Raw genomic sequence first — 18,708 nt, 5'->3', positions numbered from 1 at the left:
CTCATGGCATTCGAACGCATACCGGTTTCCATTCTCACTGGCTTCCTCGGCGCGGGCAAGTCAACGCTGTTGAACCGGCTTCTCAAAGATCCTGAAATGGCTGATGCGGCCATCATTATCAACGAGTTCGGCGATGTCAGCATCGACCATCTGCTGGTGGAGCGTTCGGGCGATGGTATCATCGAGCTGGCCGAAGGCTGCCTTTGCTGTACGGTTCGCGGTGAACTGGTAAATACACTTGCCGAATTGATGGACGGCATTCAAACCGGGCGCCTGAAGCCGGTCAAACGTGTCGTCATCGAGACCACCGGGCTTGCCGACCCCGCGCCAGTGATGCAATCGATCATGGGAAATCCGGTCATCGCGCAGAATTTCATGCTGAATGGCGTGATCACCGTCGTGGACGCCGTCCACGGCGCGTTGACGCTCGATCACCATGAAGAAGCCATCAAGCAGGTGGCGGTTGCCGATCGGCTGGTGTTGACGAAGCGCAAGCTCGCCGCTCCAGACGCAGTCGCGCTGCTTACCGAAAGGCTGAAGGGACTCAATCCGCGAGCCGATATCGAGGATGGGGATCAGGAGATGTGGAGCGCGACCGCGTTACTGGATAACGGTCTTTACGATGCCACTCGTAAGACTGCGGATGTGGAGCGCTGGCTGGGGCAGGAGGCTACCGATCACGAGCACCATCATGGTCACGAGCATCATCACGGACATCACCATCACGATGTAAACCGGCACAATGCATCGATCCGATCTTTCTCAATTCTGCACGATCGCCCCATCGATCCGATGGCCATAGAGATGTTCGTGGATTTGCTGCGCTCCGCCCATGGGGAAAAGCTTCTGCGTATGAAGGCGATCGTGGCGCTTTCAGACAATACGGAAAGGCCGCTTGTTTTGCATGGCGTGCAGTCTATCTTTCATCCGCCGCAGCGTTTGCCCGGCTGGCCCGATCCGGAGGATCGCCGCACGCGCATGGTGCTGATCACAAAGGATTTGAGCGAGGATTTCGTGAAAGATCTCTTCGCGGCGTTTACCGGAACGGCGACGATCGACAGGCCGGATCGTCAGGCAATGACAGACAATCCATTGGCTGTGCCGGGCCTGACATTTTAATGCCAGCCAGGACGTTGCCGCCAATATTGTCGGCGCAGCCCGTCGTTTCGTCGTCCGGTCAAGACGGCGACGAGACTCGACCATGATTTCTTGTGCTTGAATCAAATACATTCGCGCCTACTAATAAATAGGCACTTCATTTGGTTCGAGGAGAGAATTTTGCACAAAGGGGAGCAGTGGCTGAGAGAAAATGCACAAGCTCGCTTGGCGCTCTTCGATTTCGCTTTCGAACATGCTCCGGTCGGCATTGTATTTCATGATGTTGATGGTCGCATCCGTCGAGCCAACACGGCCTATTCCCGACTCGTCGGCATACCTCTCGATACGCTTCAGTGTATGTCATTTTCAGATTTCGCCCATCCAGACGATATCGACCGTGACAAGACACTGTTCAATTCGGTCATCGCCGGAACCCGCGATGGCTATTCCATCGAGAAGCGCTACGTCAAAAAAGACGGAGCCGTCGTCTATGTGGTGATCCATCTGACGGCAATGCGGGACTCCACCGGAAATGTCGTGCAGTTGCTGTCGCAGGTTCAGGATATCTCCACCCAGAAGGAGAGCGAACGTCAACTGGCGGAAAAGGCGGCACAGCTTGAGCTTGCTATGGAGGCGGTGCGCGGCGGCTTTTGGCATATGGATGTGGCAAGAGGTCACTTCGAAACGTCAGATCGCCTGGCCCAGTTCATAGAGGGGCCTCAAGCCGCACGGCTCGATCTCGAGCGCTACCTCGCCAGGGTCAACCCAAGCGACATGGCCTCTGCCGATCTGACGCCTCTTCTGACCGGTGAGGTGGACCACTCCTGCGCCGAATATCGTCTCAATACCGTCTCGGGTGAGCGCTGGATACGTTGCGACCGCCGTCTTTTACGCAATCCCGACGGCACGCCGCGCCGTATCGTGGGCGTGGCCATCGACTTTACCGATGAGCATCTGCGCCTGAAGGAATTTGAGCGTCGCTCGGAGACGGATGCTCTTACAGGTCTGCTCAACAGACGCGGTTTGACAATGCATTATCCGCTGCTCTCTTTTGGGGGGGAATTGTCGGTTCTGCTGATGGACCTGGATGGCTTCAAGATCGTCAACGACGTTCATGGTCACTCGGCAGGCGACAAGGTGCTGCTGGAAACCGCTAGACGCCTCGAGCTGAATGTTCGGTCCGAAGACCTCGTCTGTCGCACGGGTGGCGATGAATTCGTGATCGTGCTCGCCGGTGATCTCGGTATTGCCGAGCAGATTGCCGCCAGGGTCGTGGAGAGCATGCGCGCGCCGGTTGATATAGGCGGGTCCATGGTCGAGGTTCGCGCCACCATCGGCGGCGTTTGGACCGATACGAAAACGCCGCTCGATGAGCTTGTGGCCGGTGCGGATGGGTTGCTTTATCAGGCGAAAGCGGCCGGAAAGGACCGATGGTTGCTTGCAAGTTGTGCCTGAAGCGCGGCAACCAAGTCTGGTTCTCAGAGCCGCCGCACCCCGGTTATCGAACAAATTTTAGAAGAAGGACGATGGAGCGCGCTCTTGATGCGCGCTCCATCTAACGTAATACCAGTGGCTTACTGCGCCGCTGCCTGGATATCGACCTTGTCAAGCAGAAGCATCGGGTCCTGGGATGCGGCCATCAGATCGAATACGCCCAGACCGTTGGGTGCGTTCGATTTGGCAGTGACGGTGAGTGTTCCCGGTTTGGAGACGAAGGCTGCGAGCGCATCAACGACGCTCTTGAGCTTTGGCCGCTCCTCTGCAACCTGCTGCAGTATGACGGTCGTTCCAAGTGACAGTGTGGCGCGCGCCTCCGCCTCACTGACGTTATTTTCAAGAGCGTAGGCCTTCATCATCAGGTCCATGCCGCCTTCATCCTTAACCGTCAGCTTCAGTTCACGGGCCGTCAAACCCAGAAGCGCAGCTTGAGCGTTGGTTGCGTCCAACGAGAAAAATTGTCTGGTAACGCCGCTCAACAGGCCAGACATCTCGATGCTGCCCATGTCCTTGCCGCTGAAGTACATCTTTCGAATGACAAGATCATTTTTCGGCTCGTCCCAGAAGGTGGAAAGAGCATAGGAGGAGGTGAATGACTTCAAGCCGAGGGAGCGCGCCATGGCGAACTCCTCAGAATTTTCAGCGAAGGGGATGGTAAGGTCTTCCAGCGTGGTTTCGACGTCGGTCGGTATGCCGTTGATGGGCTTTAACATCACCGACTCGAATTTTCCGAGCGTGAACTTGATCCGCTCAGGAGCGCCCGCCTCTGCGTCCTCGGAGGATTCGGGTGCAGATGTATCGAAATCCAAACCGCCGAACCGCATGCGGCCGAATGCCGGCATCAGTCGCTTGTATTCGAAGGTTGCTATTTCTTGGTCGCCCAATCCAGCGAACTCGCGAATCCCTTCGGCAGTGGAACTCCAATCGAAGTCATTGATCGCGATCTCACCGACCACGACTTTATCGCCACCATTGAGTACCGACAAACCATTGATACCGAAATCGATCTTATAGCCGTCGATTTTCATATCCATGTTTTCTATGACGAAATCGGAATCTTTGCCCTCAGAGCCCGATGCTTTATCGACATCGTGAGCTTTCAGGCCTTTCATCCGAATGTCGCTCGTGCCCATCATGTCGAAAATCGAGAGGGCTTTGGAGAAGAAAGCTTTGCGTTCCGCCGGTTCAAGCGCGCTTGGATCTTTCACCTCCGTCAATGATGCCAACGTTTCCACAAGTGGCTCGGTCGGCATCTTTGCGCTGAATCCAGTGCTGCTAAGCTCGTCGTAGCTTATCCGTGCCTTTTGATCGAAAATCGATACGTTTACGGCCGACATTGGGCCATAGACCTGCTTTGCCTGCTTGTCATCGGGACCGGCCCGTTCGGTATAGAGCCTTGCGATATAGGGGACATCGACATCTTGACCTTTGATCTCACCGGTCGACATCTTCATTTGCGTGGCTTGACCCGCCCCATCTGCGTCAGGTGATTTCATCGAGAAATCCATATTGGTCTTCTCGATCGAATATCGCGCTATCCGGCCATCGACGATGTCCGAAAACGTTGTGTTAGAATAAACGATCTTTTGCTCGCCACCGGCCATTGCCGGCTGGGTAAGTGTCAATTCCGGCATGGAAACGCTGCGGGCCGAAAGGCGTTCAAGGCGCTGGGACAGCGTTTTCGCACCTTCGACCTGTTGGCCGGAAGATTTGATTTCTCCATTATCGATGCGAGCGCTTGGAACAACGACCTTTGTTTTGGCGATATCGAAAGAAATATTGCTGAGTTCCAACGCGCCATCAAAGAATGGCAGCTTCGGGCGTCCATCAATTGCTGCGATGCGCAACGTTTCGTCTTCCTGGATCGGCAAGGTCAGATCACGAATATGGACTCGCCCCTGAAAATCGACATCGACCGAAGCCGCTGTGGCTCCACTTTGAGCGATGAGTTCATTGACTTTTGCTTTATAGAACGCCTTACCGCCTACCGCGCCTGCTGCAACAATGGCAATCACTGCCGCTGCTGCCCATAGAGCCTTGTTTCGACGCTTGCCGGTTTTGGTGTCTGCCTGCTCCAAGATGCCTGTCCTCTCATGGAAAAATTCGATCAGGCACGTTTTAGGCACGCCAAGGTTGCCGCGCAAGCCAGCATAGCTAGCTTGCCGTGACTTTTGGCGTTGTTTTTCAACATCCAATCGGCAATTCTTGTCCGGCTCCCAGGTCACATGTCTCAAACCCGATCGGGAACAGGAAATGTCAGCGACACTCGTACGCCGTCGCCTGGTTTTGAGGCGATACTTGCATCGCCGCCGCTCTGGCGCATGAAGCCATAGACCATGGCAAGGCCTAGGCCCGTTCCTCCCTGCTGAGAACGGGTCGTGAAGTAAGGTTCGAAAGCCCTGTCCACGGCATCCTGATCCATTCCCTGTCCATCGTCTTGGACGGAGACGTCTAGAAGATCGTCGCGCATTCTTGCAGAAATGGAGATGGATCCGCCGTCTGGCATGGCGGCAGCTGAATTCAGGCAGAGGTTCAAAATCGACTGTTCGAAAAGCGCCGCATCCAATGCGAGTTTCGGTAGACCATCTTCGATGTCGAGGCTGATCTGATTGCGCGGACCTACGGCGATTTCCAGAACATCCACCATCCCTTTCAGCAGAGCTCCGATGTCCGCGCAGGCTGGGTGGATGGGGTGCTGGCTGCCAATGGAAAGCATACTGCTGGCAAGTGCCCGACCTCGATCCGCCGCTTTTCGAATGCGATTGATGTTGCGCTGTTGGCGCTCGCTGAAGCCCGTCTCGCGTTCCAGAAGCCCGAGGCTTCCTGTAATGATGCCGATCATATTGCCGACTTCGTGGCTCAACTGATGGGTCATGCGCATGATACCGTCCAGGCGCTGGACTTTTGCAGCCTCCGCCTCCTGCCGGTCAAGCGACGTGACATCCCGCGCGAGAACAACGATGCCGCCATCCGGCTGACGGGAAAGCGCTATTTCTGTGACCTGCTGATCCTGGGTTCGGTGGCGCAGGGTAAGTCGCGTGGCAAGCTTGCCGGGGTCTCCGTCACACGGCAAAAGGGCCGGGTCGATTTCAGGGATCGTTTCTATGAAGTTGCGCAACGGGAGCTTGCGCGACGATCCGCCACGTCTGCCGACAAGCTCGATGACGCGTCTATTCATGGTGATCGGCTGGCCCGAAACATCGAAAAGGGCGATGCCCTCATTCATCGTCCGGAAAGTGGAGCGGATCGTCCGCGCCGCAGCTTCCGCTGTGCGGCGAAGGCGAGACACGCGGTCGACGCTGTCCTTGAAAGCATGGAAGGCGTCCGATAGGCGGATGAGCTCTGTTTCCGATCCGCGATAGGCTGGGAGCGTGACCTCCTGCTCGCCTTTGGCCAGGGAATTCATGCCTCCTGATAGCGCGGTGATGCCGTTTGACACCCGCATGACGGAACGGATCGACAAAGTCGAAAGAATGACGAGAATCACGAAGGCAATGGCGACCATGACAATCAGCCGGGTTAGTGCCGCAGATGCCGAGGCGAGGCCATCGGTCAATCGGCGTGCAACGGCTTGGCTTTGCGTTTCAGTGGCGTGGGACAGGCCGCGGGATACGGCATGAAGTTTTGATGCCGACGACTGGATGGCAAACATTTCCAGCAGATACTTGGTCTGGGCATCGAAAACGCTCCTGTAAAGTGTGAGCGCTTTGTTGCTCAGATCTCCCGATCTCGTCGCGTCTTCTGCGCCGTATCCCGTCTCGGCCGTGAAGCGCCGCTGAAGTTCGCCCAACTGGAACAGACTGGCAGAATTGGCGGCAGCCTGGGCGAGGGCGTTAAGCCGACGACGAAGCGCGTCGTCTTTTACGGTCTGCTCAGCGCTGATTTTTCCTAATGTTGCGGCGGCCTCGGCCTTGTGTTGCTGGGCGGCGTCTGCGTCCGCGGCGAGTGAGAGGGTCTGCTGGCGAATGGTTTGCAGCAGGCTGACGATATCATCGTTTGGAAGCGCGACCTGGCTTTCTGCCTGCCTGTACTGCGCAATCGTTTGCAGCAGGCTGTCGACCTGCACCACGACGGCGCGGCTCTCGCTCGAAACGCGATAGGGAGACGTTGCGTTCATCAATAACGGCGCGCTGGACACCAGATCTGCTACCCGACGCGAGATCAAAGAGGCGCGCGCGAGGCTGGAAAATGCCTGCGAACTGTAGGCCGCCATTTCCGTCTTGGCTTTTTGCAGGCCGTAGATAGCCACTGCCGATAGTATAAAGACCGATGAACAGATGAAGATGATGGCGAAAGGCAGACGGAAAGCGATGGACCGAAGGAAAGGCCGGTTGATCACAATGATTGCCCGGCATTTTCGGTATGTAAAACATATCCCTTGCCCCTGCGGGTCTGGATGTGCTGAGGCAGGTCTGGGTTACGCTCGATCTTCCGGCGCAGACGCAGAACCAGCACATCGACATTGCGATCGATGAAGCGGTCGCTCTCTGCTCCCAGGCGATCGAGGATTTGCGACCGGCTGACGGGGCGGTTCGGTGTTTCCGCAAGAATTTCCAGGAGCGCGAACTCCGCGCTGGTCAGCGTCTTGCTGCGATCGGCCAAGCACATTGCCCGGCGTGCCGACAGATCCACCGCCCAATCTCCAAGTCGCAGCGAGTGAGGCTCATGTTCGCGCTCCGGCTCCTTTTCCACCTTTAGAGATGGCGCAACACGACGAAGAACCGCTTTGATGCGCGCCGTCAACTCGATAGGCTCGAATGGCTTGACCACGTAGTCATCGGCCGCCGTTTCCAAACCGAGCACGCGTTCGGTGGCGCTTCCCGCAGCGGTGACCATGACAATTCCGACATTCAATCCCAATACATTTCGAATGCGTTGGGCAAAAGTCCTACCAGATATGCCGGGTAAGTTGTGGTCCAGGAGAACCAGATGCATCTGTTCCCGGCCAAGTGTTGCGGTAGCCTCTTCCGCGGAGTGAACGACAAGCGGAGACCAGCCTTCGGCCTCAACGAGATCAGAAATAAGCTCCGCCATATCCGGATCGTCCTCGACGATCAGTATCTTGATCCTCTGGTTTTGCACGGTGTAGTCCTCCCACCAGCGATCATAGGCAAGAGTGAAGGAATATTCAAAAGGTGGATGATGATCAGCGTTGTTACATTTGTAATATTCGTAATCATCTCCGCCCTTTCGCCCAACGCATTGAAAAATCGGTAACCATTCTCAGATTGCACAAGCGCTGGCTTCTGGCATCCTGACGCACAAGATTGGAACGGGGAGGTTCCAGGGAGGATTGTCGTGAAGAGACTGCTTGCTGCATTCAGTGCCGGGCTGACCTTATGGGTCTGTGGCGCCGCCATTGCGCAGGATGGCGAAAAGCTGAGCGTTCTCTGCGCGGCGGACGAGGCGTGGTGCGCGGCTATGCAGCGTGCCTACGAGTTGAGAACTGGCGTACAGACGATCATGGTGCGCAAGAGCACGGGCGAAGTTCTAGACCAGATCAGGAGAGAGAAGGACGCGCCGACAATTGATGTCTGGTGGGGCGGTACGGGAGATACGCATCTGCAGGCGGCTTCCGAAAATCTACTGGAGGCCTATCTGTCTCCCCATGAAGCGGAGCTTCTTCCCTGGGCGCAGAACTTCTTTTCCATGTCGGGCGGGCAGGCGGCCGGTATCTATGCTGGCGCACTCGGCTTTGCCTACAATAGAAACCTTCTTGAGACAGAGGGGCTACCAGCCCCGACATGCTGGAAAGACCTGATCAGCGATGCCTACCGCGGAAAGATCATGACCGGCAATCCGAATTATTCGGGTACTGCCTTCACTACGCTCGCAACATTGGTCCAGCTTTTTGGCGAAGACGACGCCTTTCTTTACATGAAGGCGCTTGATCGCAATGTTGCGGAATATACGAAAGCCGGTTCCGCACCTGTGAAGGCTGCCGCCCGCGGGGAGGCCCTGATCGGCATATCTTTCATGCATGATGCGGTAACGCAGAAGGAGGCAGGAGCCCCGCTGGTCATCGTCGCCCCGTGTGAAGGAACGGGGTACGAGATCGGTGCGGTCAGTATCGTTCGCGGGACAAAAAACAGGGATGAGGCGCGGCGCTTTGTGGATTTTGCACTGAGCCCGGCGGGTCAGGCGACGGGGGCGGCTGCGGGGCAAAACCAGGTTCCTTCCAATGCGAAGGCTGCCTTGCCGTCTGGTGCCCCTGACCTCTCGATCATGAAAATGGTCGATTATGACTTTGCGACGTTTGGCACACCGGAGGAAAGGGGCAGGCTCCTTCTGAGATTTGACACGGAAGTTCATCCGCCCAGCCAGTAACTAAGCAAGCTTCGAATTGAAAAAAGATCGGCAGCCGACCGGATGCCGAATGGCGAAGCTTTGCCCCGAGATCAGAATTCAGACGCAAATTATGGAGGAAAACATGCGACTGACACTCATTTCCAGCCTGCTTCTGGCAGGAACCACCCTTATGGGCGTTCCTGCCCATGCCGCCGGCGATCTCAACGTCATCTGCGCTGCGGATGTGGTGATCTGCGAGCAGATGAAGAACGACTTCGAAAAGAGCCATGACATCAAGGTGAATATGGTGCGCATGTCGTCCGGCGAGGCCTACGCGAAAATCCGCGCCGAAGCCCGCAATCCGAAAACCGATGTCTGGTGGGCCGGTACCGGCGATCCCCATCTTCAGGCAGCGTCCGAAAACCTGACGCTCGAGTATAAATCGAAGATGCTTGACCAGTTGCAGGATTGGGCGAAGAACCAGGCGGAAAGCGCCGGCTACAAGACCGTTGGGGTTTATGCCGGCGCTCTCGGATGGGGCTACAACACCGACATCTTCAAGAAGAAGGGTTACAAGGAGCCCAAGTGCTGGGCGGATCTTCTGGCGCCTGAACTGAAGGGCGAAATTCAGATCGCCAACCCGAACTCATCGGGAACGGCCTATACGGCGCTTGCTTCGCTGGTACAGATCATGGGCGAAGATCAGGCCTTCGATTACCTGAAGAAGCTGAATGCGAATATCTCTCAGTACACCAAGTCTGGATCTGCCCCGGTGAAGGCCGCAGCGCGCGGCGAAACGGCACTCGGCATCGTCTTCATGCACGATGCAGTGGCGATGACGGCGGAAGGTTTTCCGGTAAAGTCGATCGCTCCTTGCGAGGGAACAGGCTATGAGATCGGCTCCATGTCGATCGTCAAGGGTGCGCGTAATATGGAGAACGCCAAGATCTGGTACGACTGGGCGCTACAACCCGACGTTCAGTCGCGCATGAAAGACGCCAAGTCCTTCCAGCTTCCATCCAACAAGAATGCCGAGATTCCGAAGGAAGCGCCGCGCTTTGAGGATATCAAGCTGATCAACTATGACTTCAAGACATATGGCGATCCTGCAAAGCGCAAGCAGTTGCTCGAACGCTGGGACAAGGATGTCGGCGCAGTCGCCAACTGATCAATGGCTCCCCGCTGCCTCTATCTCCGCGCGCCGTAATGCCGGAGATAGAGGCAGCCCTTTTCTGACGCACTCAAATTTGTGAGGTTGACCATGACCCATGGCAATCGCCGGCTGGACTTTGTTCTGGCCTTGGGACTGGCCGCGCTGGTGCTCGTTCCCTGGTACCGTATCGACAGCGGCTTTTTTGGCCTCGGCTGGCTTGCGGAATTTCCGCTGTCGAAAACAGTCGCTCCGGGCATTCTCCAGATGGTTTCGGAAGGCCGGGTCTGGCTGTTCGGTATCCTCGTGTTTTTCCTCATGGGAGCCGTGGCTCGGACGATGTCAAATGCCGACAAGCGGGCAGGCATCCTGGTAACGGCGGGCAGTCTGGGCCTTGGCTTACTCGTGCTCCAAGGACTTGCCATCGGGTTCTCAGGATGGGCATGGCAGGCGAGCGAAGGTATTTTCGGTCCTTTGTCTGATGGTCAGCCATCCATGGGCGCCGGCGCAGTGACCATGGCCTTCGTCTTCGTTCTCTTCATCTCGTTCGGACTTGCCGAACGCGGCTTCATGAAGGGCGATGCCTTTATCGTTTCGTGTATCTCCTTACTAATCTTCCTGGTCGGGGTTTTCGTCTTTTATCCTATCGGCAGCATGATGGTAGGCGCGCTGCAGGATTTCGATGGCTCTTTCAATCCAGATGGCTTCATTCGCAACATGCAGGATCCTGGCATCTGGAGTCTTGATTGCGCCATTGGTGCCGGACGATGTGGCGTTGCGTGGCGCACACTGTTTCTGGCGCTCATGACGGCCGCAGGCTCGACAATCCTCGGACTTGCCTTTGCGTTGGTCGCAACGAGAACGCGCTTTCCCTTCAAAAAGGGCCTGCGGCTGCTCACGGTGCTGCCGATTATCACGCCGCCCTTTGTGATCGGCCTTGCGCTCACGCTGCTTTTTGGCCGCGCCGGTGTCGTGACGGAATTCATGTCCAGCGTTTTCGGTGTCGAGCCCGGTCGCTGGCTCTATGGCCTGACAGGCATATGGATCGCCCAGGTTCTGTCCTTCACGCCCATTTCCTTTCTCGTTCTCATAGGCGTGGTGGAAGGGGTTAGCCCATCCATGGAAGAGGCATCCCAGACATTGCGCGCCGACCGTTGGCGCACCTTCTGGCGCGTTTCGCTGCCACTAATGAAGCCCGGTCTCGCGAACGCCTTTCTCATAGGCTTCATCGAAAGCATGGCCGACTTCGGTAACCCACTGGTGCTGGGCGGGAGCCACGGCGTTCTTTCGACCGAGATATTTTTCGCCGTCGTCGGCTCGCAGAACGATCCCTCAAGGGCAGCGGTGCTTGCCATTGTTCTCCTCTGCTTCACACTCTCCGCTTTCCTGGCTCAGCGTTTTTGGCTGGCGGGCAAGAACTTTGCCACGGTCACGGGTAAGGGCGATAGCGGGGCGCATATCGCATTGCCGAAATCGATGTCGATCGCCGTTCACGCCCTCGTGGTGCCGTGGATGATCTTCACTGTGGTCGTGTACGGCATGATCCTGATCGGTGGCTTCGTGAAGACCTGGGGCCTGGATAATACGCTAACGATCGAACATTACGTCCGCGCCTTCTCCGTCAGTATCAGCAACGGCTCCATTGCCTGGACCGGCGTTGCATGGAACTCTTTCTGGACGACACTTGAAATTGCTCTGATCGCAGCACCGCTTACCGCCGCCGTCGGTCTATTGACCGCCTACATCATCGTCAGGCAGAAATTTGCCAGCCGCAATCTCTTCGAATTTGCGCTGATGATGAGCTTTGCCATTCCCGGTACGGTTATCGGCGTCAGCTACATCATGGCGTTCAACCTGCCACCTTTGGAGATGACGGGCTCGGCCATCATCTTGATCATGTGTTTCGTATTCCGCAATATGCCGGTTGGCGTGCGTGGCGGCATCGCGGCCATGAGCCAGTTGGACAAGAGCCTTGATGAAGCCTCGCTGACACTACGGGCCAACAGCTTCCGCACGAGCAGGCTGGTGGTTCTGCCGCTGCTTCGTCCGGCCATTCGAGCGGCACTTGTCTACTCCTTCGTGCGCGCCATCACATCCATCAGCGCCGTGATCTTCCTCGTTAGCGCCCAGTACAATATGGCGACATCTTATATCGTCGGGCTTGTCGAGAATGGTGAATATGGGGTGGCGATTGCCTATTCCTCCATGCTCATCGTCGTCATGATCGCCGTTATTGCCGGGTTCCAGCTCGCAGTAGGAGAACGACGTCTGCGCCGGGAAAATCGCGTTGCCGGCGTCTCGCAAACTCCATCCATATCCAATCCTCAGGAGAAAGCCGCATGATTACCGTTAAACCCGGTTCAGTCGTTTTCCAGAATGTTCGCAAGACCTTCGGCGCATTTACTGCCATACCGGATCTATCGCTCACGATCGAGCCGGGCACACTTGTCACACTTCTCGGCCCATCCGGTTGCGGCAAGACAACGACGCTTCGAATGCTGGCTGGGCTGGAACATCCGAACTCCGGTCGCATCCTGATCGGCGGCAAAGACGTCACCATGCTGCCCGCCAATGAGCGTGATGTGTCTATGGTGTTCCAGTCCTACGCGCTGTTCCCCCATATGAGTGCACTCGACAACGTGGCCTACGGTCTTCAGTCTTCAGGGTTGAAAAAGGCCGAGGCGCTGGACAAAGCGGAAGAAGGGTTGAGGCTTGTCGGGCTTTCCGGCATGGGTCACCGTCTCCCGGCTGAACTCTCCGGTGGCCAGCAGCAGCGTGTTGCGGTCGCGCGCGCTCTTGTTCTGGAACCGCAGGTGCTTCTTCTCGATGAACCTTTGTCGAACCTCGATGCCCGACTTCGCCGGCGCGTGCGCACCGACATTCGCGAATTGCAGCAACGTATCGGCTTCACCGCGGTCTACGTGACACACGACCAGGACGAGGCATTGGCTGTGTCGGATCGCATCATCGTCATGAAGGATGGCGCTGTTGCTCAGTCCGGTGCTCCGCGCGAACTTTACGAAGCCCCGGCATCGTCTTTCATTGCAGACTTTATGGGCGAGGCGAATGTCGTACCCTGCGAAGTCGTCTCGCAGACAGGCGATGACGCGGTCGTTCGCATTGGTCAGAGCGAGCACCGAATCAAAAGTAGAGAGCCGCGATCAGGCGCTGCGAAACTTGCCGTTCGTCCAGGATCGATCCGGATCGGCGCTCCGGGTGAGGGCGGGATGCCGGGGCGTGTCCTGCATACGGCCTATCTTGGCGGCCACGTCGAATATGAAGTCGAAACGGAAGTGGGCACACTTTTTATCGTCGATCACGACATGAACCAGACTGTGAATGAAGCCAGCGACGTCACACTGAGTTTTAAAAACCGTGGCATAGCGCTCATTGACGCGTGACACTTGCGGATTGAACCAAGGATATCGGAAATGACAGAACGGAATGACGACCTCGAACAGCGCTTTGCGCTTGCAAAAGAACTGGCGGTCGAGGCCGGGGCGATGGCGCTCGACTATTTCAATAAGCGCGACAGCCTTGTGATAGAGACGAAAAGAGACCTCCAGGACGTCGTCTCGATCGCAGATCGCAACGTCGAAACCATGCTGCGGGAGCGCGTTGCGGCAGCCTTCTCCGGCGACGGTTTCCTAGGTGAGGAGCACGGCTACGACGATGGCGTGTCTGGCTACACTTGGGTCGTGGACCCGATCGATGGCACCGCTCCTTTCGTTAACGGCATGCCGAGCTGGTGCGTGTCTATCGCCGTGGTTCGTAACGGTCAGCCGGTCATCGGTGTCATCCGCGTTCCATGCGCAGACGAAACCTACGCATCTTCTGAAGGGCGGGGTGCAAGCTTGAACGGCGTGCCTTTGACGCTAGATCCCTCCAGAACCATACAGAATGCTCTGACCGGGATCGGCTGCAACAACTACGTCACCCCGGAGCGAGTCGGTCGGATTATCTGCGACGTCATGGCCCGCGGCGGCAACTTCATCCGTAATGGATCTGGTGCGTTGATGCTGGCCTATGTGGCGGCAGGTCGCCTGGTGGGCTATTACGAGCCTCATATGCGCGCCTGGGACTGCATGGCGGGTTTTTGCCTGGTGAAAGAGGCTGGTGGGCAGTTCATGCCCTTTTCACTGGAAGGTGAGAAGCTCTTCGAAGGTCAACCGGTTCTTGCCGGAAATACATCATGTTATCATGAGCTTATGGAAGTTCATCGAACAGCTTTGGCAGCTTGATAGTGCCTTAGTTCGGCGATCAACCTGACGTTCTTTATACGCAGCGGCCAGCAACATAGCCGCTGCTTTTTCCATGTCTTCTAGGCGCAATCACCCTCTTCGCTGCTGTTGTCCTGCATAAATTTTCTGCTTGGATAAAATTTAGGCTTGACGAAAGGACGTGTTCGTCATTCATTGAACCAATATTGAATTGGTACGAACCAATGAACGAAAAATCCAGCATCGTCGGACCCGAAAATGCCAATTTCGCGCTTGAGCGTTTACGCGAACTGATTGCCGTAAGTGCTTTCGGACGCGATGGAAAATTGCCGACGGAACGCACGCTCAGCGAGCGACTTGGTGCCGGTCGCAGAGAAATCCGGCGCGCTTTGGAGGTGCTTGAAGCTGAGGGCTTGATCTGGCGTCGCCAAGGAGCGGGAACCTTTCTTGGCCAAAAGCCCGATAGTTGGGGTGACCATGCAGCAAGCCTGGTACCTGGCACCGACTTCATGGAGATCATGGAGGTTCGGCTTCGCATTGAACCGCAACTGGCGCAGCTCGCTGCCATGCGGGCCAAGCCCTCGGACATTCTCCGAATGCGAGAAACATGCGCGAAGATTTATGAACGCACCGACGCAGACTGGCGTGAGCTCTGGGACGGCTCGCTTCATCGTCTGATCGCTCAGAGCGCCGGCAACCAATTGTTTCTTTCGCTTTTCGACGTTGTGAACCGAGTCCGTCAGGACCCGTCCTGGCAGGCCGTCCGGGAACGGGCGCGGCGCGTTGACGACACACTCAAGGAATCGCGCGACCAGCACGCCGAAATCATCGATGCGATTGCGGCGTGCGATCCGGCTAAAGCGGGCGAGGCTATGCGAAATCACCTTCTGACGCTCCAAGAACGTCTGATCCGCCAAACATCGATGGATCATCTCGATCATGGGGCAAAGGGAGAGACCTGAAAAACGACGAACATGGCAAGAACCGGAAAACCGGCTGCCTCAAACCGATCAGAGGAAGAACGACATGAGACAAATTGCAAAACTTTCGAGTGCTCTGCTGGCAGCGGCACTGATATCATCTTCTGCCATTGCCGCTGAAATACGCATCGGTTTGCAGGACGATGCCGATGTACTCGATCCCGCCCAGTCACGAACCTTCGTGGGGCGCCTCGTGTACACCAGCATGTGCGACAAGCTGGTGGATCTCGACAATAACCTCGCCGTGGTGCCTCAGCTCGCAACGAAATGGGCTTGGGGCGACAATGGCAGCACTCTGACGATGGATCTGCGTGAAGGCGTACTCTTCCATGACGGCACGCCGTTCAATGCAGACGCTGCCGTCTATACAATCGAGCGCAACATGACGATGCCGGAATCGCGCCGCAAGAGCGAGTTGGCTTCCGTTGCCAAGGTCGAGGCGACAGGTGAATACCAAATCAAGTTCACGCTGAAGAAGCCGGATGCCAGCCTACTCGCCCAGCTCTCTGATCGCGCGGGCATGATGATTTCTCCGAAGGCGGGCAAGGAGCTTGGTGCCAACTTCGGTTCGAAGCCGGTCTGCGCCGGTCCATTCAAGTTCGCCGAACGGATCCAGCAGGACCGGATCGTGCTGGAGAAGTTTGCTGACTACTGGAACAAGGACAACATCTTTCTAGACAAGGTGACGTTCCTGCCCATTCCGGACACCACCGTGCGTCTGGCAAACTTGCGCGCGGGCGATCTCGATATGGCGGAGCGCATTTCTGCTTCCGACGCCGCTTCCGTTAAGGAAGATCCGAAGCTCACATATGGCGAGGTCGTAGGCCCCGGCTATCTGGCGCTCTATGCCAACATTGCCAACGGTCAGCGTGCCGACAACCCTTTCGGAAAAGACAAGCGTCTACGCCAGGCGTTTTCGCTAGCTATCGATCGTGAGGCAATCAACCAAGTCGTCTTCGAAGGCACCGCGATGGCCGGTAATCAGCCGTGGCCGCCGACGAGCCCCTGGTACAATAAGGATGTTCCAGTACCGGCGCGCGATGTCGAGAAGGCCAAGGCCTTGATGAAGGAAGCCGGCTTCGAGCGCTACGAAATCGAACTGCAGCACGCCAACAACACCACACAGACGCAGATGATGCAGGTCATCCAGGCCATGGCGGCGGAAGCAGGCTTCGACGTGAAGCTGAAGGCAACGGAGTTCGCGACGCTCCTGTCGGAGCAGACTGCGGGCAACTACGTCCTGTCGCGCTCTGACTGGTCGGGCCGGTCTGATCCCGATGGCAATATCCATCAGTTCATTACCTGCAAGGGCGGTATCAACGATACCAAATATTGCAATCCTGAGGTGGACAAGTTGCTAGACGAAGCCCGTGCTTCCACCGACAACGCAGTGCGCAAGCAGAAGTATGATGCTGCGACCAAGATCCTCAATGACGATCTTCCGATCATTTATCTCGGCCATCAGGCCTATCTCTATGCCACGTCGAAAGCGGTGACGGGCTTTACGCCATCGACGGACGGTATGATCCGTCTGACCGGCGTGAAGAAAGGCTCTTAAGACCTTGATAACATAGGTTCAGGCGCCGAAACGCGGCGCCTGTTCCGTCTCCTGGCGTCCAGGCTTTCAGGGATTTCCACCATGCATATTTATATCGGCAAGCGGTTGTTGGTTGCGATACCGACACTGTTGATCATTTCGATTTTTGTCTTTTCGCTGCAGAAGCTTTTGCCAGGGGATCCCATTCTGGCGATGGCGGGGGAAGAGCGTGATCCTGCGGTCATCGAACTGCTGCGGGAGCGGTATCGGATGAACGACCCGGTCGTATACCAGTATTTCTATTGGCTCGGCTCGGTCGTCCAAGGCGATTTCGGCGTATCGCTCAGGACCAATCAGCCGGTTCTCGAGCTCATCGGGCAGAAGCTCCCAGTGACGATTCAGCTTGCGGTCATGTCCATGTTTTTCGCTTTGGTTATCGGCGTTCCGATCGGCATTCTCGCCGCGGTCAAGCAGAATAGCTGGATCGATTACGTGTCGAACATCGTCGCGCTCTCGGGTCTTTCCATTCCGAATTTCTGGCTCGGCATCATGCTCATTCTTCTGGTCTCGGTTCAACTGGGGTGGCTCCCGGCATCGGGATATGAATCGATCTTTGTCGATCCGGTGCGATCTCTCCAAACAATGATCATGCCGTCCTTCGTTCTCGGCAACGCCCTGGCTGCGACGCTGATGCGCCACACGCGTTCGGCAATGCTTTCGGTGATGAAATCGGACTATATCCGCACCGCCAGAGCTAAGGGCCTGTCCAGCTGGCAGGTCGTACTTAGCCATTCCTTCAGAAATGCGCTCCTGCCCATCATCACATTGTCGGCGCTACTATTCGGTGAGTTGCTTGCGGGGGCGGTTCTGACCGAGCAGATTTTCACCATTCCGGGCTTTGGAAAGCTCATCGTTGATGCCGTCTTCACCCGTGACTATGCGGTCGTGCAGGGCGTGGTTCTATGTACCGCTATCGGCTTCATCCTGATGAACCTTCTGGCAGACGTTGTCACGGTTCTCCTCAATCCACGCATGAGGGCTGCGATATGAGCGCGACCGTTCAAACTATTTCACCTGTCGCCCAGCGCTCTCAAAGTCGCGCCTGGAAGAAGATGAAGCGCAATAAAAGCGCCATCGCCGGCCTTATGATTATCGTGTTCTTCGGACTTGTGGCGCTTCTTGCACCGCTTCTGCCGATCGCCGATCCCTATGCCACGAGCTGGAGCGCCATCCGCAAGGCACCGTCCGCGGCGCACTGGCTTGGCACAGACGATATCGGTCGCGACATACTTTCACGCATGATCTGGGGCGCGCAGGCATCGTTGATGGCAGGCGTCATCTCCGTTTTCATAGCGGTGATCACGGGTGTGCCGCTTGGTCTCATCTCCGGCTATTTCGGCGGATGGCTGGATCAGATCATCTCGCGCATCACCGAAGCCTTTCTCGCCATGCCGTTTCTAATAATGGCGATCGCGCTTGCTGCGTTCCTCGGCCCAAGCCTCACCAATGCTATGATTGCCATCGGTCTTTCTGCCATGCCGATCTTCATCCGGCTGACGCGCGCGCAGGTGCTGGCGGTCAAGACGGAGGACTACATCGAAGGTGCTCGCTCTATCGGGCTTGGTCACCACGATATCATGCTGCGCTACATCTTGCCGAACATCGTTCCGCCCATCATCGTCCAGGCAACATTGACGGTGGCCACCGCGATCATCGCCGAGGCCAGCCTTTCTTTTCTCGGACTTGGCCAGCAGGCGCCCGCTGCAAGCTGGGGCTCGATGCTCAATGTCGCGAAAAACTACCTCTCTCAGGCGCCCTGGATGGCCATGTGGCCGGGTGCTGCCATCTTTCTCGTGGTGATCGGTTTCAATCTGCTAGGCGATGGCCTGCGGGACGCGCTCGATCCACGTGAACAATGATATTACCGAAGGACATTTT

Annotated in this window: 14 protein-coding genes; 11 read left to right on the top strand and 3 right to left on the bottom strand. The window is 56.7% G+C overall.

The features are described from left to right. Positions 1–3 precede the first annotated feature (3 nt). Positions 4–1,119 carry a GTP-binding protein gene (locus QZ869_RS17635; RefSeq protein ID WP_296106278.1) on the top strand — a complete coding sequence of 372 codons (1,116 nt, stop codon included), beginning with the start codon at positions 4–6 and terminating at the stop codon, positions 1,117–1,119. 159 nt (positions 1,120–1,278) lie between these two features. Beyond that, positions 1,279–2,553, top strand: coding sequence for a diguanylate cyclase (locus QZ869_RS17630; protein WP_296106276.1), 1,275 nt, complete (start codon positions 1,279–1,281; stop codon positions 2,551–2,553). Positions 2,554–2,672: 119 nt separating this feature from the next. On the opposite strand, the gene QZ869_RS17625 is transcribed toward QZ869_RS17630, so the two are convergent. From QZ869_RS17625 to QZ869_RS17615, 3 genes are all read right to left on the bottom strand, one after another. Beyond that, positions 2,673–4,673, bottom strand: a complete 2,001-nt coding sequence (locus QZ869_RS17625; RefSeq protein ID WP_296106274.1) for a hypothetical protein — start codon at positions 4,671–4,673, stop codon at positions 2,673–2,675. Between the two features lie 152 nt (positions 4,674–4,825). Continuing rightward, a complete protein-coding gene (locus tag QZ869_RS17620; RefSeq protein WP_296106272.1) occupies positions 4,826–6,934 on the bottom strand; it encodes an ATP-binding protein in 2,109 nt (702 codons plus the stop codon). Next, positions 6,931–7,677 carry a response regulator transcription factor gene (locus tag QZ869_RS17615; protein ID WP_296084017.1) on the bottom strand — a complete coding sequence of 249 codons (747 nt, stop codon included), beginning with the start codon at positions 7,675–7,677 and terminating at the stop codon, positions 6,931–6,933. The genes QZ869_RS17620 and QZ869_RS17615 overlap by 4 nt, the downstream gene beginning before the upstream one ends. A 216-nt stretch (positions 7,678–7,893) precedes the next feature. Between QZ869_RS17615 and QZ869_RS17610 the strand changes: the two genes are divergently transcribed. The 9 genes from QZ869_RS17610 (at position 7,894) to QZ869_RS17570 (ending at position 18,689) form a co-directional block, all read left to right on the top strand. Next, positions 7,894–8,922: an ABC transporter substrate-binding protein gene (locus QZ869_RS17610; RefSeq protein WP_296084014.1), complete on the top strand. Its 1,029-nt coding sequence runs from the start codon at positions 7,894–7,896 to the stop codon at positions 8,920–8,922. Between the two features lie 103 nt (positions 8,923–9,025). Continuing rightward, positions 9,026–10,051 carry an ABC transporter substrate-binding protein gene (locus QZ869_RS17605; protein WP_296106269.1) on the top strand — a complete coding sequence of 342 codons (1,026 nt, stop codon included), beginning with the start codon at positions 9,026–9,028 and terminating at the stop codon, positions 10,049–10,051. Between the two features lie 93 nt (positions 10,052–10,144). After that, positions 10,145–12,376: an iron ABC transporter permease gene (locus QZ869_RS17600; RefSeq protein WP_296106266.1), complete on the top strand. Its 2,232-nt coding sequence runs from the start codon at positions 10,145–10,147 to the stop codon at positions 12,374–12,376. After that, positions 12,373–13,434, top strand: a complete 1,062-nt coding sequence (locus tag QZ869_RS17595) for an ABC transporter ATP-binding protein (RefSeq protein ID WP_296106265.1) — start codon at positions 12,373–12,375, stop codon at positions 13,432–13,434. Before QZ869_RS17600 ends, QZ869_RS17595 begins: the two co-directional genes overlap by 4 nt. Before the next feature lie 30 nt (positions 13,435–13,464). Further along, positions 13,465–14,274, top strand: coding sequence for an inositol monophosphatase family protein (locus QZ869_RS17590; protein WP_296084006.1), 810 nt, complete (start codon positions 13,465–13,467; stop codon positions 14,272–14,274). Positions 14,275–14,477: 203 nt separating this feature from the next. Then, positions 14,478–15,215, top strand: a complete 738-nt coding sequence (locus tag QZ869_RS17585) for a FadR/GntR family transcriptional regulator (RefSeq protein WP_296098451.1) — start codon at positions 14,478–14,480, stop codon at positions 15,213–15,215. 64 nt (positions 15,216–15,279) lie between these two features. Continuing rightward, on the top strand, positions 15,280–16,791 hold the full coding sequence (locus QZ869_RS17580; RefSeq protein WP_296022084.1) for an ABC transporter substrate-binding protein: 1,512 nt from the start codon (positions 15,280–15,282) through the stop codon (positions 16,789–16,791). Positions 16,792–16,872: 81 nt separating this feature from the next. Then, positions 16,873–17,820 carry an ABC transporter permease gene (locus QZ869_RS17575; protein WP_296022085.1) on the top strand — a complete coding sequence of 316 codons (948 nt, stop codon included), beginning with the start codon at positions 16,873–16,875 and terminating at the stop codon, positions 17,818–17,820. Beyond that, the gene (locus tag QZ869_RS17570) at positions 17,817–18,689 is read left to right on the top strand and encodes an ABC transporter permease (protein ID WP_296106263.1); all 873 of its coding nucleotides are present in this window, start codon (positions 17,817–17,819) and stop codon (positions 18,687–18,689) included. The genes QZ869_RS17575 and QZ869_RS17570 overlap by 4 nt, the downstream gene beginning before the upstream one ends. Positions 18,690–18,708 lie beyond the last annotated feature (19 nt).

Origin of the sequence: uncultured Agrobacterium sp. (assembly GCF_913777885.1) — a bacterium.
GTDB lineage: Bacteria > Pseudomonadota > Alphaproteobacteria > Rhizobiales > Rhizobiaceae > Agrobacterium.
The sequence above is the reverse complement of the archived record's forward strand: the minus strand, read 5'-3'. Positions and strand labels throughout refer to the sequence as shown.